The organism is Streptomyces stoeckheimensis (assembly GCF_045822005.1).
Lineage (GTDB): Bacteria > Actinomycetota > Actinomycetes > Streptomycetales > Streptomycetaceae > Streptomyces > Streptomyces stoeckheimensis.
In genome coordinates this window covers 1,170,928-1,189,027 of sequence record NZ_CP169550.1, presented here as the reverse complement: position 1 = coordinate 1,189,027, position 18,100 = coordinate 1,170,928, and the positions used below count along the sequence as shown (strand labels likewise).

Here is an 18,100-nt window from a genome sequence, read left to right as displayed (position 1 = left end):
GCTGAGAAGTGGACTCGGGGCAGTGGTGCGCCGGGAGGTCGACGATCATGACTGGAATCGTGCGAAGGGGCTTCGATTCCGCGGACGAGACCCGTCGGTTCGAGGACGGCAAGGGCAGGCTCGACCTGCTCAACACCGACCACGGGCCGATCGGCCGGGCCGTGTTCGAGCCCGGATGGCAGTGGTCGCAGCACATCAAGCCCATTGCGGGCACCGACAGTTGTGAGGCCGCCCACGTGGCCTACATCATCAGCGGCCGGATGAAGATCGTCATGGACGGTGGCGACAGCGTCGAGGCGCAGCCCGGAGACTTCATCCAGATCGACCCCGGCCACGACGCCTGGGTGCTCGGCGACGAGCAGTGCGTCGTCCTCGACTGGCAGGGCTACGGAGACTTCGCCAAGCCCAAGGACGCGTGACCGCCTGGCTCACGCGTGACCGCCTGCCCGACTACCGGCCCTACCGGACCGCGGCGAGGGCCCGTGCCAGATAGGTCGCCGTACGGCTGCCCGTGGCGCGGGCCACCTCGGCTGGGGTGCCCGCGGCCACCACCCGGCCGCCGTCCGCGCCGCCGCCCGGCCCCAGATCGATGACCCAGTCGGCGCCCGCCACCACCGCCATGTCGTGCTCCACGACCACCACCGAATGCCCGGCGTCCACCAGGCCGTGCAACTGCCGCAGCAGCACCGTGACATCGGCCGGATGGAGCCCCGTCGTCGGCTCGTCCAGCAGGTACAGGGTGTGGTCGCGGCGCACGCGCTGGAGCTCCGTCGCCAGTTTGATGCGCTGCGCCTCGCCGCCCGACAGCTCCGTGGCGGGCTGGCCGAGCCGCAGGTACCCCAGACCGATGTCCGACAGCGCGCCGAGGCTGCGGGCCGCCGCCGGGACCCCGGCGAAGAAGGAGGCCGCCGACTCCACCGTCAGGGCGAGCACCTCCGCGATGTTCAACCCCGAGTAACGGACCTCCAGCGTCTCGGAGTTGTACCGGGCTCCCGCGCACTCCGGGCACGGGGCGTAGGTGCTGGGCAGGAACAGCAGCTCCACCGAGACGAAGCCCTCGCCCTGGCAGGACTCGCACCGACCGCCCGGCACGTTGAAGGAGAAGCGGCCCGCCTTCCAGCCCCGCGCCTTCGATTCCGGCGCCGCCGTGAAGAGCCGGCGCACCACGTCGAAGAGTCCCGTGTACGTGGCCAGGTTGGAGCGCGGGGTCCGGCCGATCGGCTTCTGGTCCACCTCCACCAGCCGCCGTACCGGGAACTCCGGCTCCGCCAGCCGCTCGTGGACCTCCCGTGCGAGGACCTGGCCCACCAGCGTGGACTTCCCGGACCCCGACACCCCGGTCACCGCCGTGAACACTCCGAGCGGGAACTCCGCCGCCACGTCCCGCAGGTTGTGCCGGTCGACACCGCTGAGCCGGACGGACCCGGTCGCCTTCCGTGCGGCCCCCGAGCGCCACTCGTCCGGCCGCCGGACCCCGAACAGGTACGGGGCCGTCGCCGAGTCCGCCACCGCCGCCAGAGCCTGCGGGGGTCCGCTGTGCAGCACCCTCCCGCCGTGCTCCCCGGCGAGCGGGCCGACGTCCACCAGCCAGTCCGCGTGCCGCACCACGGACAGGTCGTGCTCCACCACGAACACCGTGTTCCCGGCCTCCTTGAGCCGGTCCAGGACGCCGAGCAGCGCCTCCGTGTCGGCCGGGTGCAGCCCCGCCGACGGCTCGTCCAGTACGTACACCACCCCGAACAGCCCCGAACGCAACTGCGTGGCCAGCCGCAGCCGTTGCAGCTCTCCCGCCGACAGGGTCGGGGCGGCGCGGTCCAGGCTCAGGTAGCCCAGCCCCAGCTCGGTGACCGGGCCGATCCGGGAGCGCAGGTCCTCGGTGAGCACCCGGGACGCTTCGCCGCCGCCGCGCGCGGTGGCCAGTACCCCGTCCAGCTCCGTCAGCGCCAGCGCCGACGTCTCCGCGATGGTGCGGCCCGCGAAGGTCACGGCCAGGGCCTCCGGACGCAGCCGCCTGCCCTCGCACACGGAACACGGCGCATCGGTCAGGAACTTCTCGGCACGGGCCCGCAGGGTGAGGCTCTTGCTGTCGGAGAAGGTCCGCATCACGTACCGGTGGGCGCTCATGTACGTGCCTTGGTACGGGCGTTGGATCCGGTCGGCATCCCGCACCGGATGCACCGTCACCACCGGCTGCTCCTCGGTGAAAAGGATCCACTCGCGGTCCGCCGCCGCAAGCTCCCGCCAGGGCGCGTCCACGTCGTGGCCGAGGGCCTCCAGGATGTCGCGCAGGTTCTTGCCCTGCCAGGCGCCGGGCCAGGCGGCGATGGCACCCTGACGGATCGACAGGCCGGCGTCGGGAACCAGTAGTTCCTCGCTGGTTCGGTGCACGCGGCCGAGGCCGTGGCAGGAAGGGCAGGCCCCGGCCGCGGTGTTGGGGGAGAAGGAGTCGGAGTCCAGGCGCTCGGCGCCGGGCGGGTAGGAGCCCGCCCGCGAGTACAGCATCCGCAGGGAGTTGGACAGCGTGGTCACCGTTCCGACCGAGGACCGGGACCCGGGGGAGGAGCGCCGCTGTTCCAGCGAGACGGCCGGCGGGAGCCCGGTGACGGAGTCGACCTTCGGCGCGCCGATCTGGTGGATCAGCCGGCGCGCGTACGGGGCCACGGACTCGAAGTACCGGCGCTGGGCCTCGGCGAAGAGGGTGCCGAAGGCCAGCGAGCTCTTCCCGGAGCCGGAGACCCCGGTGAACACGGTCAGCGCGTCGCGCGGAATGTCCACGTCGACCCCGCGCAGATTGTGCTCCCGGGCGCCGCGGACGCGGACGTAGGGATCGTGGGCGTGCGGGGTGGCGGGCTGGTGCATTCGTCCTAGTTTAGTGTCCGGGGCCGGCGGACTGCCCGACGGGGTCCGCGGGACCGTTCGCGCGCTCGTCGGTGCGCCGGTCGGCGTGCCCGTCCGTGTGCCCGTCCGTGTGTCCGTCCGCGGTATCCGTGAGGCCGGTGAGGCGGGCGAGGCGCGTGAAGGAGTCCACCAGCGCCGTCCGGTCGTACGTGGACGTGGTGACCAGCAGTTCGTCCGCCCCGGTCAGCTCCGCGACCGCTGACAGCTCCGCAGCGACCTGCTCCTCCGTGCCGTGGATGTGTCCGGCGAGGGCGCCCTCGTACAGCTCCCGCTCCTTGGGGCTCATGGGGAGGGCCTCGACCTCCTCGGCCGGGCGCAGCGGCGGGAAACTGCCCCGGGTCCGCGAGTACGCGACGGCCCAGGCCTCCGGCACCAGGATCCGCCGGGCGGCCTCGGTGGTGGCGGCCACCGCGACCGTCCCGGAGACCACGACGTACGGCCGCGTGCCCCAGGGAGAGGGGCGGAACCCCTCGCGGTACGCCGTGATGATCTCCGCGACCCGGGCCCGGGTCCGCAGGTCTCCCACGACCAGGGGCAGCCCGGCGCGGGCCGCGATGCCCGCCCCCTCGCCGGTGGCCAGCACGTACGCCGGGATCCGCATCCCCTCCGCCGGGCGGGCGTGCACGTCGGGGTAGGCCCGCTGGGAGCCGTCGAGCCACCCCAGCAGCTCCGCGAGCTGCTCCTCGAACCGGTCGGCGTCGGCGGTGTCCCGCCCCAGCGCGCGGCGGATCCCGCCGGTGAAGCCGACCGAGCGGCCGAGGCCCATGTCGATCCGGCCGGGGAACAGCGACTCGAGGACCCCGAACTGCTCGGCGACCACCAGGGGCTGGTGGTTGGGCAGCATCACGCCGCCGGTGCCGACGCGGATCCGGGAGGTGGCCCCGGCCACGGCGGCGGCGAGCACCGTGGGCGCGGATCCGGCGACCCCGGGCACGCTGTGGTGCTCGGAGACCAGGAACCGGTGGTACCCGAGCCGCTCGGCGGTGCGGGCGAGCTCCACGGTGTCGCGCAGGGCCTGGGCGGCGGGGTGGCCCTCGCGGGTGCGGGACCGGTCGAGTATCGAGAGTGTGCGGATCACACTGGGGTCAACGCGCGGAGGGCGTCAGGATTCCCCGGGCGCCGTCGGGCACCGTCCGGCTGCGTCACAGCGGTCGTGCCGACCGTCCCCGCATCTCCACCAGCCGGCGGATCACCTCGGAATCCAATGCGGGGTTCGCCGCGGCCACGTGGGCCAGTTCCTCGTCGTCGAGGAGTTCTGTCAGTCGGTGCTGCGGAAGGTTCGGGTGGCGTGCCATCGCCGCGCGCACGACCGGGTCCGGGTCCCGGGTGAGTCGCTCGGCGGTGGCGGGCGCGGTCTGCGGGTCGAGGGCGGCCAAGGCCCGGACCTCGGGGTCCTCGTGGTCGGCGAAGGCGGCCAGACCGGTCGTGGGAAACTTCGGCCGGGTGGTGAGGTGCGCGCGCTCGTCGGTGTACTCGAGGAAGCTGCGGAGCAGGAGTGCGGCCGGGGCGTCCGGATGGCTCTGGGCCAGCAGGACGCGTACCCCGAGATCCTCGTCGGCGGCCAGGCGTTCCACGAGATCGGGCGGCAGCGTGGCGACCACGGCCGCCCTCCGGCGAAGCAGCGGGTGGCCCGAGGTCGCGTCCCGGCGGACCTCCTGGGGGTCCCGGGGCGCTCTGGGCCCGGGCCACGGATGGAATCGGTCGTCCGCGGGGACCTCGTAGTCGATCCCGGCCCGTTCCTCCTCGCTCAGCGCGGGGTGCACGGACAGGGCGAGCCGCACCGTCGGGTCGGGGTCCACGGCGAGTGCGCGCATCTCGGCGGGTCCGAGGTCCGTGCGGTGCGCGATCCGCTCGCGCACCTCCGGGTCCGGATCGCCGGCCAGGAGGACCACCACGTCGGCGGGCAGGCTGGGGTTCCCGGCGATCGCCGCCCGTTCGCCCTCTGCGACCGGAGAGGTCAGGACGCCTTCCACGACGGTTCTGCTGAGGGCCTGGTGCATCAGCATCCCCCAGCGTGCGTGGCACGTGCGGTCGGGCAGTTCGCGCTCCACCCATGCCGGATCCTCGCTTCGCGCGTGCCGCCGCGCGCCCTCCCGGACGTCCTCGTCGGGATCCGCCAGCAGCGCGGCCCGGATCTCGGCGGGCAGCACACCCCACCTGCCGACCCCCCAGCTGCGGACCTTCGCGACCGGATGGGTGGGCATGGACCGCTGCAGCTCCATGGAGATCTGTCGGTAGTCGGGCTGGATGTCGTTCTCGTACGTGCTGATCATGTGGACGACGGTCTCGTCGGGCAGTGGCCTGTACGCGCCGCCGACGGGCAGTCTGGGCGCCGCGGCGAGGTGGGCGCGGACGAACCACTCCGGGTCGTCGACCAGTTGTGCCCGCTGGGCCGGGTCGACGTGGGGGTTGCGGGCGAAGAAGCTGCGGGTACGGGTGTCGGGGTGCTCGAGCACGGCGTCGACAACGGCGTCGGGCAGGATCCGGTCCCGGCAGAGCACCATCCGTACGGCCGGCGGGCCGTCGGCGAGCAGCCGCAGCAGGACGTCCTCCGGAGAGGACGGATTGAGGGCCACCCCGGCGAGCCGACGCGCGGGCAGGTCGGCGGCCGCCCAGATGTCTTCAGGCGTAGGCATGTGTCGTAACCCCCGTGTGTCAGCTGGTCCCCCCGGACCACCGGGCCACGACCCTACCGGCCCCGCTGCTTAGGCTGGCGGGGTGACCGAGACTCAGAATCGCAGGCCCCTGGCCGTCTTCGACATCGACAACACCCTGGCCGACACCGCCCACCGCCAGCACTTCCTGGAGCGCCGGCCGCGCGACTGGAGCGGGTTCTTCGGCGCGGCCCCGGCCGATCCGCCCCTCGCCCGCGGGATCGCGCTCGCGGTGGAGAGCGCGGCCGACTGCGAGGTCACGTACCTCACCGGCCGCCCGGAGCGGTGCCGCGCGGACACGGAGGACTGGCTCGCACGGAACGGGCTGCCCGAGGGGCGGCTGTGGATGCGCGGGAACCAGGACCGGCGGCCCGCCCGGACGACCAAGCTCGAAGTGCTGCGGCGGATCTCGAGGGGCCGCGAGGTGCGGATGCTGGTGGACGACGACGAGCTGGTGTGCGGGGCGGCGCGCGCGGAGGGCTTCCGCGTGGTCCTGGCGGACTGGGCGGCGGACGCGCCGGAGCTCAAGGACGCACAGGAGGGCGAGGGCCGCACCTGAGGGCACTTCCGCACCCCCGTGCCCCGGTGCCCCCAGGGCTCCTCGGGCGGGCCCGAGGGGCCCCGGGGAGGCCGCACCCCGGGAGCACGTGTCCCGGGTGTCCCGGGAGCCCCGAGGGTGCCGGGCTGGCCTCAGGCCTCGCCGTCGAGACGGAAACCGACCTTGATCCCCACCTGGAAGTGCGCGATCTCGCCGTTCTCGATGTGCCCTCTGATCTGAACGACTTCAAGCCAATCAAGGTTGTGGAGCGTTTCGCCCGCGCGCGCGATGCCGTTGCGGATGGCCTGGTCGATGCCCTCGTGGGACGTGCCCACGATCTCGGTCACCCGGTACGTGTGATTGGACATGGGGGTCTCCCGACACTGGGGTGGCTGTTGCCTTGTTCTACGGTGCCCCAGTAAGTCCGGGTCCGCGAACTTTGCGTGAACAATCCATAGCGATCCCTAGCGATACCCCCTTGACCCACCCATTGGTCTATGCCAATTTCAAGCCATCTGCGATCCATCCCCCCAGAAGGTGACCTTCGTGAAGATGCGCTTCCTTGCCGTGTCCACCGCTCTCGCGGCCGCGACCGCTCTCACCGGCTGCAGCCTCGCCGGGGCGGGCGGAGGTACGCAGAAGGTGACGCTCTGGCTGATGAAGGGCAGCGCCTCCGAGGAGTTCATAGGCCGGTTCACGAGCAGCTTCGAGAAGGAACACCCGGGCGTGGACCTCGAAGTGAAGATCCAGGAGTGGAAGGGCATCGGCGACAAGGTCAACGCCGTGCTGGCCGGCCAGAGCCAGGAGAGCGCCGACGTCATCGAGGTCGGCAACACCCAGGTCGCCCAGTACGTCGAGGGCGGCGGCGTCTCGGAACTCACCCTGGAGGCCCTGCGCGAGTGGGACGGCAAGGACTGGCTGAAGGGTCTCTCCGAACCGGGAAAGGTCCGCGGAGCCCAGTTCGGCGTCCCGTGGTACGCCGCCAACCGCGTGGTGATCTACAACAAGGACCTCTTCGCGAACGCCGGGGTCAAAGCGCCGATCAAGACCCGGCAGGAATGGATCCAGGCCACGCAGAAGCTCGACAAGGGCCCCCAGCAGGGCATCTACCTCGCCGGGCAGAACTGGTACGTCCTCGCCGGGTTCGTCTGGGACGAGGGCGGCGAGCTCGCCGTCGAGAGCAGCGGCCAGTGGCTCGGCACCCTCGACGAGGAGAAGGCCATGGCGGGTATGGAGTTCTACAAGCAGCTCCAGGCCCTCGGTGACGGCCCCAAGGACGCCGACGAGGAGACGCCCCCGCAGTCCGACGTCTTCGCCCGCGGCGGGATCGCCCAGATCATCGCCCCGCCCGGCCAGGCCGCCGCCATCGAGGCCGCGAACCCGGAGCTCAAGGGCAAGCTCGGCTTCTTCCCGATCCCCGGCAAGACCGCCGACAAGGTGGGCTCGGTCTTCACCGGCGGCTCGGACCTGATCATCCCCGAGAAGACGAAGCAGCGTAAGCACGCGGTCGACGTGATCACGGCCCTGGTCAGCGAGAAGTGGCAGACCGAGCTCGCCCGCACGATGAGCTACGTACCCAACAAGACCACCCTCGCGCACGTGGTCGAGGGCAACGACGGCGCCACCGCGATGGCCCCCGGCGCAGCCCAGGGCCGCGCCACCCCGCAGTCCCCCCGCTGGGCCGAGGTGGAGGCCAAGAACCCGATCAAGCCGTTCATGACGGCCGTACTCACCGGCCAGAACCCCGAGACGGCGGCGAAGGCGGCCTCCGACACCATCAGCAAGGTCCTCAGCTCCGACCGCTGACGCCGGGAGGGCGCGCGAGGGCGCGGGAGGGTGCGGGAGGGTGCGCTAGAGGGCCCGGGAGGGGTCCGCCCGCCAAGTTCAGCGTCCGCACATCCAAGGGCCGCGAAGCGGCCATGTCGAATCCAGCCGGTCACGGAAGAAGTAAAGAAGCCAGGCCACACACCTGCCGGCCTGGCTCCCCGTGCCGGACCAGGAGCCGTCATGACCATCGCCCCCCTGTCCCCGTCCGCCGTGTCCCCCGCCCTCCTCCCCGCCCCGGCGCCCGCCCGGCGCGCGGCGGACGCCCCCGCACCCCACTACGCCGTCCGCCTCGCCCGCAACGAGGACGAGGTGCGCGCCGCACAGTGGCTGCGCCACCAGGTCTTCGCCGACGAGCTCGGCGCCCGCCTCGACGGCCCGGAGCCGGGCCTGGACTCCGACCCCTTCGACGCCTACTGCGACCACCTCCTCGTCGTGGACGAGGAGACCGAGCAGGTCGTCGGCACCTACCGGCTGCTGCCCCCCGAACGCGCCGCCGTGGCCGGACGCCTCTACTCCGAGGGCGAGTTCGACCTCTCCGCCCTCGCCCCCATCCGCCCCGACCTCGTCGAGGTGGGCCGCTCCTGCGTCCACCCCGACCACCGCAACGGCGCCGTCATCGCCCTCATCTGGGCCGGCCTCGCCCGCTACATGGACGGCTCCGGGCACAACTGGCTCGCCGGCTGCTGCTCCATACCGCTCTCCGACGGCGGGGTGCTGGCCGCCGCCACCCGGGAGAACGTCCTCACCCGCAGCCTCGCACCCGTCGAGTACCGGGTCACCCCGCACCTCCCCTGGAGCCCCGAAGGCATCCACGTCCCCGGCCGGATGGAACTGCCCCCGCTGCTGCGCGGCTACCTGCGCCTGGGCGCCTGGGTCTGCGGCGAGCCCGCCCTGGACGCCGAGTTCGGCTGCGCCGACCTGTACGTCCTGCTCTCCCTGCGGCGCACCAACCCCCGCTACCTCAAGCACTTCCTGTCGCTCGCCCCGTCCGCATGAGCGCCTGGCTCCCGACCTCGCCCTGTACCCCCGCGGACTGCGCCGGCCACGAGGGGCGCACCGCGAGCGTGCCGCGCGCGGTCCTGCGGCTGGCCGCCGCCATCGCCCTGGTCCTGCTCGGGATCCTGGGAGCCCCGCCGCTGCGGCTGCTGCCGGAGCGGGTGCGGCACGTGCTGGTACGGGCCTGGGCGACCGCCCTGCTGGGCGCCTTCGGCCTGCGGATCACCGTGCACGGGACACCCGGCCCCGGCCGTGGCCGGCTGATCGTCGCCAACCACATCTCCTGGCTGGACATCCCGCTCGTCGCCGCCGCCCTGCCGTCCCGGATGCTGGCCAAGAGCGACATCCGCAGCTGGCCCGTCCTCGGACCGCTCTCCCGGCAGGCCGGCACCCTCTACATCGAACGCGACCGGCTACGCACCCTCCCCGCCACCGTCGGCCTCCTCACACGGGCCCTGCTCGACGGTGACCGCGTCACCGTCTATCCCGAGGGCTCCACCTGGTGCGGGCGGGCCCAAGGCCCCTTTCGCCGGGCCGCGTTCCAGGCCGCGCTGGACGCGCGGGTGCCCGTACAGCCCGTACGGATCACCTACCTGCTCGACGACGGGGGGCCGGCCGGGGCGCCCGCCTTCGTCGGGGACGATCCGCTGACCGCCTCGCTGTGGCGGATCGCGCGGGCCCGCGGGGTGCGCGCCGAGGTCCGGCTGCTGCCGCGGATCCCGCCGGGCCGGTACGCGCACCGGCGGGACCTCGCGGCCGCGGCTCAGGCCGCCGTGCTCGCCGAACCGGTACCCGTGTCGCGATCCGCGGCGCCGCTGCTGCCCGGAGTACCCTCCCAGCCGTCGGTGCCGATGCCGTCCGCCACCGACAGCGACAGGGCGAAGCGGCCCGCGGCGTCCGTCCACCAATGGGTCAACTCAAGCCCCGCAGATGCGAGTTCCTTACGGACACCGTCCTGACGGAACTTCGCCGAGATCTCCGTCAGGATCTCCTCACCCGCCTCGAAGGGCACTTCCAGATCCAGCGCCCGGACCTTCACCACCACCTGCCTGCGGGCCCGCAGCCGCATCTCGATCCACTCGTGCTCCCGGTTCCACACCGCCACGTGCGCGAAGTCGGCGGTGTGGAAATCCGCGCCCAACTCCCGGTTCACCACGGACAGCACGTTTCCGTTGAACTCGGCCGTCACTCCCTGCGCGTCGTCGTACGCCGACACCAGGACGGCCGGGTCCTTCACCAGGTCCGTCCCCATCAGCAGCGCGTCCCCGGGCGACAGCATCGCCCGTACGTCCGCGAGGAACACCGCGCGTTCCGGCGGCAGTAGGTTCCCGATCGTGCCGCCCAGGAACACCACCAGCCGGGGTCCGGGGGAGTCCGGCAACCGCAGCGCGCGCGTGAAGTCGGCCAGCAACGCGTGGACGCGCAGCCCCGGATGCTCCTCCAGCAGGATCTTCGCCGCCCCGGTCAGCGCGCTCTCGCTCACGTCCACCGGTATGTACGTGTCCAGCGCGGGCAGCGCCTCGATCAGGTGCCGGGTCTTCTCCGAGGAGCCGGAACCGAGCTCCACCAAGGTGCGGGCCCCGCTCACCGAGGCGATCTCCCGGGCCCGTTCGAGCAGGATCTCCCGCTCGGCGCGCGTCGGGTAGTACTCGGGCAACCGGGTGATCTCCTCGAAGAGTTCGCTGCCCCGGGCATCGTAGAACCACTTGGGCGGCAGCGATTTGGGGGACCGGGTCAGCCCGTCGTGCACATCCGTACGCAGTGCCGTCTCGGCGGCGTGCTCGTCGAGGGTGCGGGTCAGCTGGAAGTCGTTCACTTGCCTTCGTCTCCTTGCTGCGGTGCGTGGTGTGCGTGCGGTGCGTCGAGTGAGTGGTGCGCGTGCCGTGCGTGCCGTGCGTGCCGTGCAGGTGATGGACCGGTGGGGGGCTCCTTCAGGGAGACGAGGTCGACCCGGGTGCGGGTGGCGGTCAGCAGGGTTCCGTCCGGGACCTCGCACCAGCGCGCATCGTCGTCGTAGGGCTCCGAGGCCACCACCGTGCGCTGCGCCGCCGCGTCGGCGAGGTACCACAGGGAATCCCCCCAGGCCGTCGCCGCGATGGCCCGGCCGTCGGTCAGCAGCAGGTTCAGCCGGGATCCGGGCGCGGCCTCGGCCAGCTCCCGTACCGTCCCGGCCAGCGCCGCACCGAGGTCCGGGTCCGCCCGCAGCCGGTGCAGGACCAGTGCCCAGATCAAAGCCGAATCCGTCCGGGCGGCGAGCGACAGCAGTTCCTGGGGCGGCAGGCACGCCGCGACGGGGGCCGCGGCGTCCGGCCAGTCCCGCAGCGAGCCGTTGTGGCTGAACAGCCAGTGCCCCTCCGCGAACGGCGCGGCCGCCGCCTCCCCGTCCGCCCCCGGACGCGTGGCGTCCCGTACGGCGGCCACTACGGCCCCGCTGCGGACCACCCGGGCGAGGTCGCTGAAGGTCAGGTCGCCCCAGATCGGCCCGGCCCGGCGGTAGCGGGCGGGCACCGGGTCCCCCTCCGCGTACCAGCCGACGCCGAAGCCGTCGGCGTTGACCGTGCCGGAACGCTGGCGGCGCGGCTCCCACGACTGGCGGACCAGCGAGTGCTCGGGATCGCTCAGCACCCGACCGAGGCTCACGGGCGCCCCGAGGTAGGCGAGGTGACGGCACATCAGGCCTGCCCGGCGATGGAGCCCGCGGGGGCGGCGCCGCGCGCGGTCCGGAACCCCGAGAAGATCTGCCGGCGCACCGGCAGGTCCCAGTTGCGGAAGGTGCCCCGGCAGGCCACGGCGTCCACGGCGAAGGAACCGCCGCGCAGCACCTTGTGCTCGGGGCCGAAGAACACCTCCGAGTACTCGCGGTAGGGGAACGCCCGGAAGCCGGGGTAGGGCAGGAAGTCCGAAGCCGTCCACTCCCACACGTCGCCGATGAGCTGGCGCACCCCGAGCGGGGAGGCCCCGGCCGGATAGGCGCCCGCTCGGGCCGGGCGCAGGTGGCGCTGGCCGAGATTGGCGTGCGCGGGCGTGGGGTCCGCGTCGCCCCACGGGTAGCGGGTGGAGCGCCCGGCCGCCGGATCGTGGCGGGCGGCCTTCTCCCACTCCGCCTCGGTGGGCAGCCGCCGCCCCGCCCAGCGGGCGTACGCGTCGGCCTCGTACCAGCTCACGTGCAGCACCGGCTCGTCCCCGGGCACCGGCTCGGTGACCCCGAAGCGGCGGCGCAGCCAGGTGTCGCCGTCGCGGTGCCAGAACAGCGGGGCCTCGATCCCGTGCCGGCGGATCTCCGACCAGCCGGGCGCCTCCCACCACCGCTCCTCGTGGTACCCGCCGTCCGCCATGAACTCCTGGTAGGCGGCATTGGTCACCGGAACGGTGTCGATCCAGAACGCCTCGACCTCGCGGCGGTGCGCGGGCCGCTCGTTGTCCAGCGACCAGGGCTCCGCGGAGGTGCCCATGGTGAACGGGCCGGCGGGTATGAGCACTTCGGTCGCCGTCGGCGGCGGTCCCTGCGGAGGATCCGGGTCGGGCGCCGTCAGCACCGGCGCACCCTGCCTCAGCTGATGGGTGATCAGCATCGTCTCGTCGTGCTGCTGTTCGTGCTGGGCGATCATCCCGAAGACGTAGCCGCCGTCCAGCAGGGCCGTGCCCTCCAGGGGGGTGCGGTCGAGCAGGTCGAAGACCCGGCCGCGCACCTCGGCGGCATACCGGCGGGCCGCGTCCGGGCTCAGCAGCGGCAACTTCGGGCGCTCCGCGCGGGGATGCTCGAACGCGTCGTAGAGCGGGTCTATCTCGGGGTGCATGGAATCGCGGCCCGCCACGTTGCGCAGCAGCCAGAGCTCCTCCATGTTCCCGATGTGCGCGAGGTCCCAGACCAGCGGGGACATCAAGGGGGAGTGCTGGGCGGTCAGTTCCGCCTCGCTGACGGCATCGGTGAGTCCGGCCGTGCGGACGCGCGCCGCGGTCAGGGCGGCGGCGGCCCGCTCGCGCAGGAGCTCCGGTTCGGTGGTCATGAGCGTGCCTCCTCGCCGGCCGGCTGCGGTCGGGTTCGCGGGCGCGGGCGGGCCGGGGCCTGCGCGTGCGGCTGCTGCGGTTCGGTCCGGTCGTCGGCCGGACAGCGGCCGCGGGACACGTAGCGCTCGGTGAACTCGCCGACCGTGTCGATGACGTGGCCGTCGGCTCCCAGCCCGGGCAGCGCCGAGAGCGCGGCCCGGAAGCAGGCGCGGGCCGCGGACCGCAGCTCCGGGTCGGACAGCGCGTCACGGGCGGCGGACCGCCACAGCGGATTGCGCGGCGCGGGCTGGGTGCCGTAGGAGTCGGCCAGCCCCTTCGCCACCCGGTACGCGGTCTCCGCGGCTTCCGGGTCGTCGAACAGCGCGTGCACGACGGCCACCGGGACCAGCCAGCCGTCCTCGCCGGGCTGGGCGTCGATCATCCGCAGCTCCAGATGGCCGCGGGGCCGTACCGGCGGGAAGAGGGTGGTCAGGTGGTAGTCCAGATCGGCGGCGGTCGGCGGGCGGTAACCGTCGTGACCGCCGGGGCCACGGTGGTCACCGTCGGAGCGGAGCCAGTCGCGGAAGGTCAGCCCGCGCGGTACCGCCCAGGGCGCGCCCTCCTCGTCCGTCCGTACGCACATCACCTCGGTGTCCAGTGCCTGCCGGGTCCACGCACCGCGCGGCTCCGCCTCCAGCGGCGGGGCGAGGGAGCGCCGGGTGTCGAGGTCGCTCCAGACCCCCTGGCGCGCACACCGCCAGCCGGCGTACGGGCCTTCGTGCGCGGGCGAGTTGGCGAAGGCGGCGACCAGCACCGCGCCGAGGAGGTGGGCGAGGCGCCAGCGCCTGCCGTGGCCCAGCGGGCCGGGCTCCTCGTGACCGGCGTCCACGCAGACCTGCACGGAGGCCGAGGCGCGCATCATCGCGCGCCCGGCCGGGCCGGTGCGGTCGAAGTAGGTCTCCATGGCGTCGTACCGCGGGCTGGCCAGCATCCGCCGCAGCGGCCGACGGGGGTCCTGGCCGAGTCCGCGCAGCGCCAGCCCTTGGGTGTGCAGGGCGCTCCGGACGGCGGCCAGATCGGCTTGGAGGCCGTCGACGCAGCCGGTCAGGGAGGCGGCGGGGGCCGAGCTGAGCTCCAGCTGGCCGCCGGGCTCGACGGTGACGCCGGAACCGAGGGGTAGGGCGCGGGCCGCGGCGTGCGCGGCGGCCAGGCGGTCGTGGGACACGGGCAGGCCGGGCTGCTCGACGTCGAACACCAGCCATTCGAGCTCCGCGCCCAGCTGGCGGGGCGGGCCGGTCTTGAAACAGATGCCGTGGATCAGCTCCTCGGCGGTGGCTTCGGTCAGTCGGGTGAGTGAGTCCTGGGGCATGACGGGGCCCTCGTCTCCTGTCGTCGGCTGTGACATCACCCGTGCCTACCCGTCCCTCGGGGCACAAATCCATTGCGGGCGCCGTGCCGGTGCGCCGAAGATCACATCATGAGCGGCAGATTGCGTGAGATCGCGCGGGAGAACGCGGAGATAGTGGCGGCCGGCGGGTACCGGACGCGGTCGGGACGGCAGGTCTCGCTTGCCGCCGCCGTGGCGGAGGCCAAGGCAGGAACCAGAATATATGGCCCAAACCGGGTCATTCCAGGCGAGCCGGACGGGCGGGACGTCCACCGGACCGCCGTCGAGGTCACCGGCGAGAGCAGCACGGTCGCCGCCCGCAGGCTCGTGGGCGAACACGGGGAACGCCCCGGGACCGTTTCGGTGGCCGTCCTGAACTTCGCTTCGGCCCGGAATCCCGGGGGCGGCTACGTCCGCGGCGCCAAGGCGCAGGAGGAGGCCCTCTGCCGCGCCTCGGCGTTGTACGAGACCCTCCTGGAGGCCCCGGAGTACTACGAGATCCACCGTGCCGAGGTCAGCACCTTCTACACCGACCGGGTGATTCACTCGCCCGGGGTGCCCGTCTTCCGCGACGACCGGGGCGACCTGCTGGACACCCCCTTCCGGGCCGGATTCCTCACCTCACCGGCCCCGAACGCGGGCACCATCCGCCGCCAGGAGCCGGACCGCGTGCCGGAGATCCCCGCCGCCCTCGCGCGCCGCGCGGAGCTGGTCCTGGAGGTGGCGGCGCTGCACGGGTACCGGGGGCTGGTGCTGGGGGCCTGGGGGTGCGGAGTCTTCCAGAACGACCCGGCCCAGGTGGCGGAGGCCTTCCGTGCGCTGCTGGCGGGACGGTTCGCCGGTGTGTTCGAACGGGTGGTGTTCGGCGTGCTCGACCGGAAGCCGGAGACGCGGGAGGCGTTCGAGCGGGTGCTGGCGGGGGCGGGGGAGGCTTAGGGGGAGACGGCCTAGAACTAGGCCGCGTCCGGGAGCAGGCGGGTCCGCAGGAGGTCGAGCACCTGGTCCAGCGCCGCGCGGGTGGGCTGCCCGGGCCGGTCGACGAGGTGCTCGGTGAGGACGGAGTGCGGCGGCAGCGCGGCTTCGGGGTTGGCGTCCTCGTCCTCCAACTCGACGGCGACGAAGGCGTCACCGAGCTCGCGGCGCAGGAAGGCGAAGCGGGCGCCGGGCGTGAGCCGGTCGCTCCTGAAGCGCAGCCCCAGCACCTGCAGGCCATCGCGCTCGCAGCGTCCCCGGACGGTGGCGAGGTCCTCGGGGGAGATGTCGATGCCGTCCCGCCGGCGGGCGGTGATGCCCAGGGGGAGGGACGGCTGCGACAGGACGGGCACGAGGAGGTGCTCGTCGACGGCCATGGCGAGGGCGAAGCCGCCGGTCAGGCACATGCCGACGGCGCCCACGCCCGGGCCGCCGCAGCGTTTGTGCTCGTCCGCGGACAGCGCGCGCAGCCAGTCCACGACGGGCGAACTCCGGCCGGTGGCCAGGACGGTGAACTCCCGGCTCACGCACACGTTCCACAGGCTGGACGCGGTGTACAGCGCGCCCCGCAGCAGGCCGTGGGCCTTGGGGTGGGGGTCGTGGCCGGGCGTGCCGAACAGCACCGGGAGCACGGCGGTGCAGCCCAGTGCGGCCACCCGCTCGGCGAACTCCAGCACTTTCGGGGTGATCCCGGGAATCTCCGCGAGCACGATCACCGCGGGCCCGCTGCCGCGGCGCAGGACGGGACGCGTGCTGCCCCCGTGGGTGAACGCCTCGCGCTCGAAACCCGACAGGTCGTGGTCCGCCATGGACGACCGCCTCGCTCATCGACTCGCTCATTGACCGTGACGGGAGGGACCGTACAGCACGGGGTGCGGCGGACGTCTACGAGGCTTCCGGTGCTTCCGGTGCATCCGGTGCTTGCGGTGCTCCGGGTTTCCAGCCCCAGGCCGTGAGCATGCCGGGCGACAGTCCGGCGTATCCGGGGGAGTCCAGCAGCCGCAGGGCCTCGGCCAGCCGGTCCTCGTCGAGAAGCCGCGTCGCCAGCATGTCCGCCCGGGCCCGGTCCCAGGTGTCCGCCCAGAACCGGCTGATCGCGCTGCCCGGCATCAGCGGCGGTACGTGGATCTCGGCGGCCACCGATTCCAGCCCCGCCGCCTCCAGCAGCTCCGGGTGGCGGGCCACCTGCGACACGTCCGTCCCGATGCTGTCGCGCAGCCCGCGCCACATGGCCCGCATCGCGGCGGTGTACGGGGTGAGGGGCGCGGAGTCCGTCGTCAGGTCCACGGCGTCGCTGATCACCAGGACCCCGCCGGGGGCGAGCAGCTCTACGAACCGGGCGACCAACCGCGGCCGGTCCGGCAGGGTGCATGAGGAGGAAGCGGGCGTGGACGAGGTGGAAGCGGCCCGGGGAGAGGTCCGGGGAGGGGGCAGGAGAGGGGCCAGGGGAGGGGGCAGGGAAGAGCTCGGGGAAGAGCTCGGGGGAGAATCCGTCCGCGGTGATGTCCGCCTGGAGTGGGGTCAGCCCCGGCACGGGGTGCGCGGCGAGGAAGCGTACGTCCCGGTCCACTGCGACGACCTCCGCGACCCCCGCCTCCTCCAGCAGCCGGCGCGCCACCGTCCCGGTGCCCGCTCCGAGGTCCAGGCAGGTCCAGCCCGGGCCCGCGCCCAGTCGGCGCAGCCGGGACATGGTCGTCGCGTCGTAGGTGAGGGAGCCGAGGTCGATCCGGTCCCCCTCGCCGCCGGCCTCGGGGCGGAAGACCCGCTCGCCGTAGCGCCCCGGGCCCTGGGGCCCTGTGCCGGTCATGGAGCCATTGTCCCAAGGGGGCGGGGAGGCCACATGTCGGAGCGGGGAAGCTGGGGCTGGGGCTGGGGCTGGGGCTGGGGATCGGGCTCGGGCTGGTGCCGGGGCTCGGGCCGGGAGCTGGGAGACCCCGCCCCCGGCCCCGGCTCCCGGCCGGATCAGGTGCCGAGCGCGCTGCCCCGCCACTGCTGGTTGGTGGCCGTGGGCATGCAGTCCCACAGCCCGACCCGGGCGCCGTTGGCGGTGGCCCAGCCCAGGGCGTCGAGGCACTTGCCCGAGTGGACGCTGCGCAGCAGACCGCCCGGGATCGCCTCCCACTTCTGGTTCAGGCCCTGGTGGCAGGAGTTGAGCCCGATCAGCGAGCCGTTCTCGGTCTTGGCGAACTGGACGTCCATGCACCGGCCGAGCGCGCGGACCGTGCCGTCGCTCTCCAGCTTCCAGGCCTGCGCGTCCGTGCCGTTGCACTGGTAGATCTGGATCGGCGTGCCGTCCTTGGTGCCCGCGGCCTTGACGTCCAGGCACTTGCCGGAGTGCACGCCGACGATCTGGCCGGATCCGGCGGGCGGTGCCGGGTTGCAGTAGATCTCCACAAGGACCTGGTAGTACCCGTCGCCGCCGATCGGCATCGCCCGCGGACCGTTGCTCTTGGAACAGCGGAACGTCTCGTAGCCCTCGCCCACGGCCTGGCCGTAGGCACTGCTCCAGGCCCCTTCGACGGCGATGTTGTACGGGCCGTAGCCCATGCCGGTGAAGTACTTCGGGGCGGTCGGGGCCAGGGCCCCCGAGACGGCGGCGGGGGCGGCGGCCGCGGCCGGGGTGGTGGCCGGGGTGGCGCCCGCCGGGGAGGCGAACAGCGCCGTGACGGCGAACAGAGCGGCGGCAGCGGCCGACAGGCATCGAGCCAGCTTCACGCGTGGCTCCTTTCGGGAGAGAAGGAGGAGAGAAAGGAGGAGAGGGAAGGAGAGGGAAGGTGCCGCCGGGCCCGCGGTCGGCTCGACAGTAGCCGCGCGGCGCGGCCGGACAGTCTCACCGTGGTG

15 protein-coding genes and 2 pseudogenes are annotated in these 18,100 nt (G+C 73.2%); 6 read left to right on the top strand and 11 right to left on the bottom strand.

What is annotated here, in order from left to right:
• The first annotated feature begins 47 nt into the window (after positions 1 to 47).
• Positions 48 to 419, top strand: a complete 372-nt coding sequence (locus tag ACE1OC_RS05610; RefSeq protein ID WP_266961902.1) for a cupin domain-containing protein — start codon at positions 48 to 50, stop codon at positions 417 to 419.
• A gap of 40 nt (positions 420 to 459) precedes the next feature.
• On the opposite strand, the gene ACE1OC_RS05605 is transcribed toward ACE1OC_RS05610, so the two are convergent.
• The 3 genes from ACE1OC_RS05605 to ACE1OC_RS05595 form a co-directional block, all read right to left on the bottom strand.
• Positions 460 to 2,859, bottom strand: coding sequence for an ABC transporter (locus ACE1OC_RS05605; RefSeq protein WP_407836011.1), 2,400 nt, complete (start codon positions 2,857 to 2,859; stop codon positions 460 to 462).
• A 10-nt stretch (positions 2,860 to 2,869) separates the two neighbouring features.
• A complete protein-coding gene (locus tag ACE1OC_RS05600) occupies positions 2,870 to 3,976 on the bottom strand; it encodes an LLM class flavin-dependent oxidoreductase (protein WP_407836010.1) in 1,107 nt (368 codons plus the stop codon).
• 64 nt (positions 3,977 to 4,040) lie between these two features.
• Positions 4,041 to 5,534: a hypothetical protein gene (locus ACE1OC_RS05595; RefSeq protein ID WP_407836009.1), complete on the bottom strand. Its 1,494-nt coding sequence runs from the start codon at positions 5,532 to 5,534 to the stop codon at positions 4,041 to 4,043.
• An 82-nt stretch (positions 5,535 to 5,616) separates the two neighbouring features.
• Between ACE1OC_RS05595 and ACE1OC_RS05590 the strand changes: the two genes are divergently transcribed.
• Entirely contained in the window at positions 5,617 to 6,111 is a 495-nt protein-coding gene (locus ACE1OC_RS05590) for a hypothetical protein (protein ID WP_274550646.1), read from the top strand.
• 131 nt (positions 6,112 to 6,242) lie between these two features.
• On the opposite strand, the gene ACE1OC_RS05585 is transcribed toward ACE1OC_RS05590, so the two are convergent.
• Positions 6,243 to 6,458 carry a dodecin gene (locus ACE1OC_RS05585; protein WP_407836008.1) on the bottom strand — a complete coding sequence of 72 codons (216 nt, stop codon included), beginning with the start codon at positions 6,456 to 6,458 and terminating at the stop codon, positions 6,243 to 6,245.
• A gap of 178 nt (positions 6,459 to 6,636) precedes the next feature.
• Here ACE1OC_RS05585 and ACE1OC_RS05580 point away from each other — a divergent pair, with 178 nt between their 5' ends.
• The 3 genes and pseudogenes from ACE1OC_RS05580 to ACE1OC_RS05570 all read left to right on the top strand — a co-directional run.
• Positions 6,637 to 7,896 carry an extracellular solute-binding protein gene (locus ACE1OC_RS05580; RefSeq protein ID WP_407836007.1) on the top strand — a complete coding sequence of 420 codons (1,260 nt, stop codon included), beginning with the start codon at positions 6,637 to 6,639 and terminating at the stop codon, positions 7,894 to 7,896.
• Positions 7,897 to 8,097: 201 nt separating this feature from the next.
• Positions 8,098 to 8,913 (top strand): GNAT family N-acetyltransferase, encoded by an 816-nt coding sequence (locus ACE1OC_RS05575; RefSeq protein WP_407836006.1) that lies wholly within the window; start codon positions 8,098 to 8,100, stop codon positions 8,911 to 8,913.
• Positions 8,910 to 9,440: pseudogene (locus ACE1OC_RS05570) on the top strand (lysophospholipid acyltransferase family protein); the annotation flags it as partial. The gene ACE1OC_RS05575 and the pseudogene ACE1OC_RS05570, both read left to right, overlap by 4 nt.
• Positions 9,441 to 9,676: 236 nt before the next feature.
• Here ACE1OC_RS05570 and egtD read toward each other — a convergent pair.
• Genes egtD through egtA form a run of 4 tightly spaced genes read right to left on the bottom strand, consistent with a single transcriptional unit; the run spans position 9,677 to position 14,305 of the window.
• Complete coding sequence (gene egtD, locus ACE1OC_RS05565) at positions 9,677 to 10,729, bottom strand: L-histidine N(alpha)-methyltransferase (RefSeq protein ID WP_407836005.1); 1,053 nt, start codon at positions 10,727 to 10,729, stop codon at positions 9,677 to 9,679.
• Positions 10,726 to 11,586, bottom strand: a complete 861-nt coding sequence (gene egtC / locus ACE1OC_RS05560; RefSeq protein ID WP_407836004.1) for an ergothioneine biosynthesis protein EgtC — start codon at positions 11,584 to 11,586, stop codon at positions 10,726 to 10,728. The genes egtD and egtC overlap by 4 nt, the downstream gene beginning before the upstream one ends.
• Complete coding sequence (gene egtB / locus ACE1OC_RS05555; protein ID WP_407836003.1) at positions 11,586 to 12,920, bottom strand: ergothioneine biosynthesis protein EgtB; 1,335 nt, start codon at positions 12,918 to 12,920, stop codon at positions 11,586 to 11,588. The genes egtC and egtB overlap by 1 nt, the downstream gene beginning before the upstream one ends.
• Entirely contained in the window at positions 12,917 to 14,305 is a 1,389-nt protein-coding gene (egtA, locus tag ACE1OC_RS05550; RefSeq protein WP_407836002.1) for an ergothioneine biosynthesis glutamate--cysteine ligase EgtA, read from the bottom strand. Before egtA ends, egtB begins: the two co-directional genes overlap by 4 nt.
• A gap of 72 nt (positions 14,306 to 14,377) precedes the next feature.
• Here egtA and ACE1OC_RS05545 point away from each other — a divergent pair, with 72 nt between their 5' ends.
• Positions 14,378 to 15,223, top strand: coding sequence for a TIGR02452 family protein (locus tag ACE1OC_RS05545; RefSeq protein WP_407836001.1), 846 nt, complete (start codon positions 14,378 to 14,380; stop codon positions 15,221 to 15,223).
• A 17-nt stretch (positions 15,224 to 15,240) separates the two neighbouring features.
• Here ACE1OC_RS05545 and ACE1OC_RS05540 read toward each other — a convergent pair whose 3' ends face one another.
• From ACE1OC_RS05540 to ACE1OC_RS05530, 3 genes and pseudogenes are all read right to left on the bottom strand, one after another.
• Entirely contained in the window at positions 15,241 to 16,068 is an 828-nt protein-coding gene (locus ACE1OC_RS05540; RefSeq protein WP_407836000.1) for a dienelactone hydrolase family protein, read from the bottom strand.
• A 76-nt stretch (positions 16,069 to 16,144) separates the two neighbouring features.
• Positions 16,145 to 17,066: pseudogene (locus ACE1OC_RS05535) on the bottom strand (class I SAM-dependent methyltransferase).
• A gap of 155 nt (positions 17,067 to 17,221) precedes the next feature.
• Positions 17,222 to 17,974, bottom strand: coding sequence for a ricin-type beta-trefoil lectin domain protein (locus ACE1OC_RS05530; protein WP_407835999.1), 753 nt, complete (start codon positions 17,972 to 17,974; stop codon positions 17,222 to 17,224).
• Positions 17,975 to 18,100 lie beyond the last annotated feature (126 nt).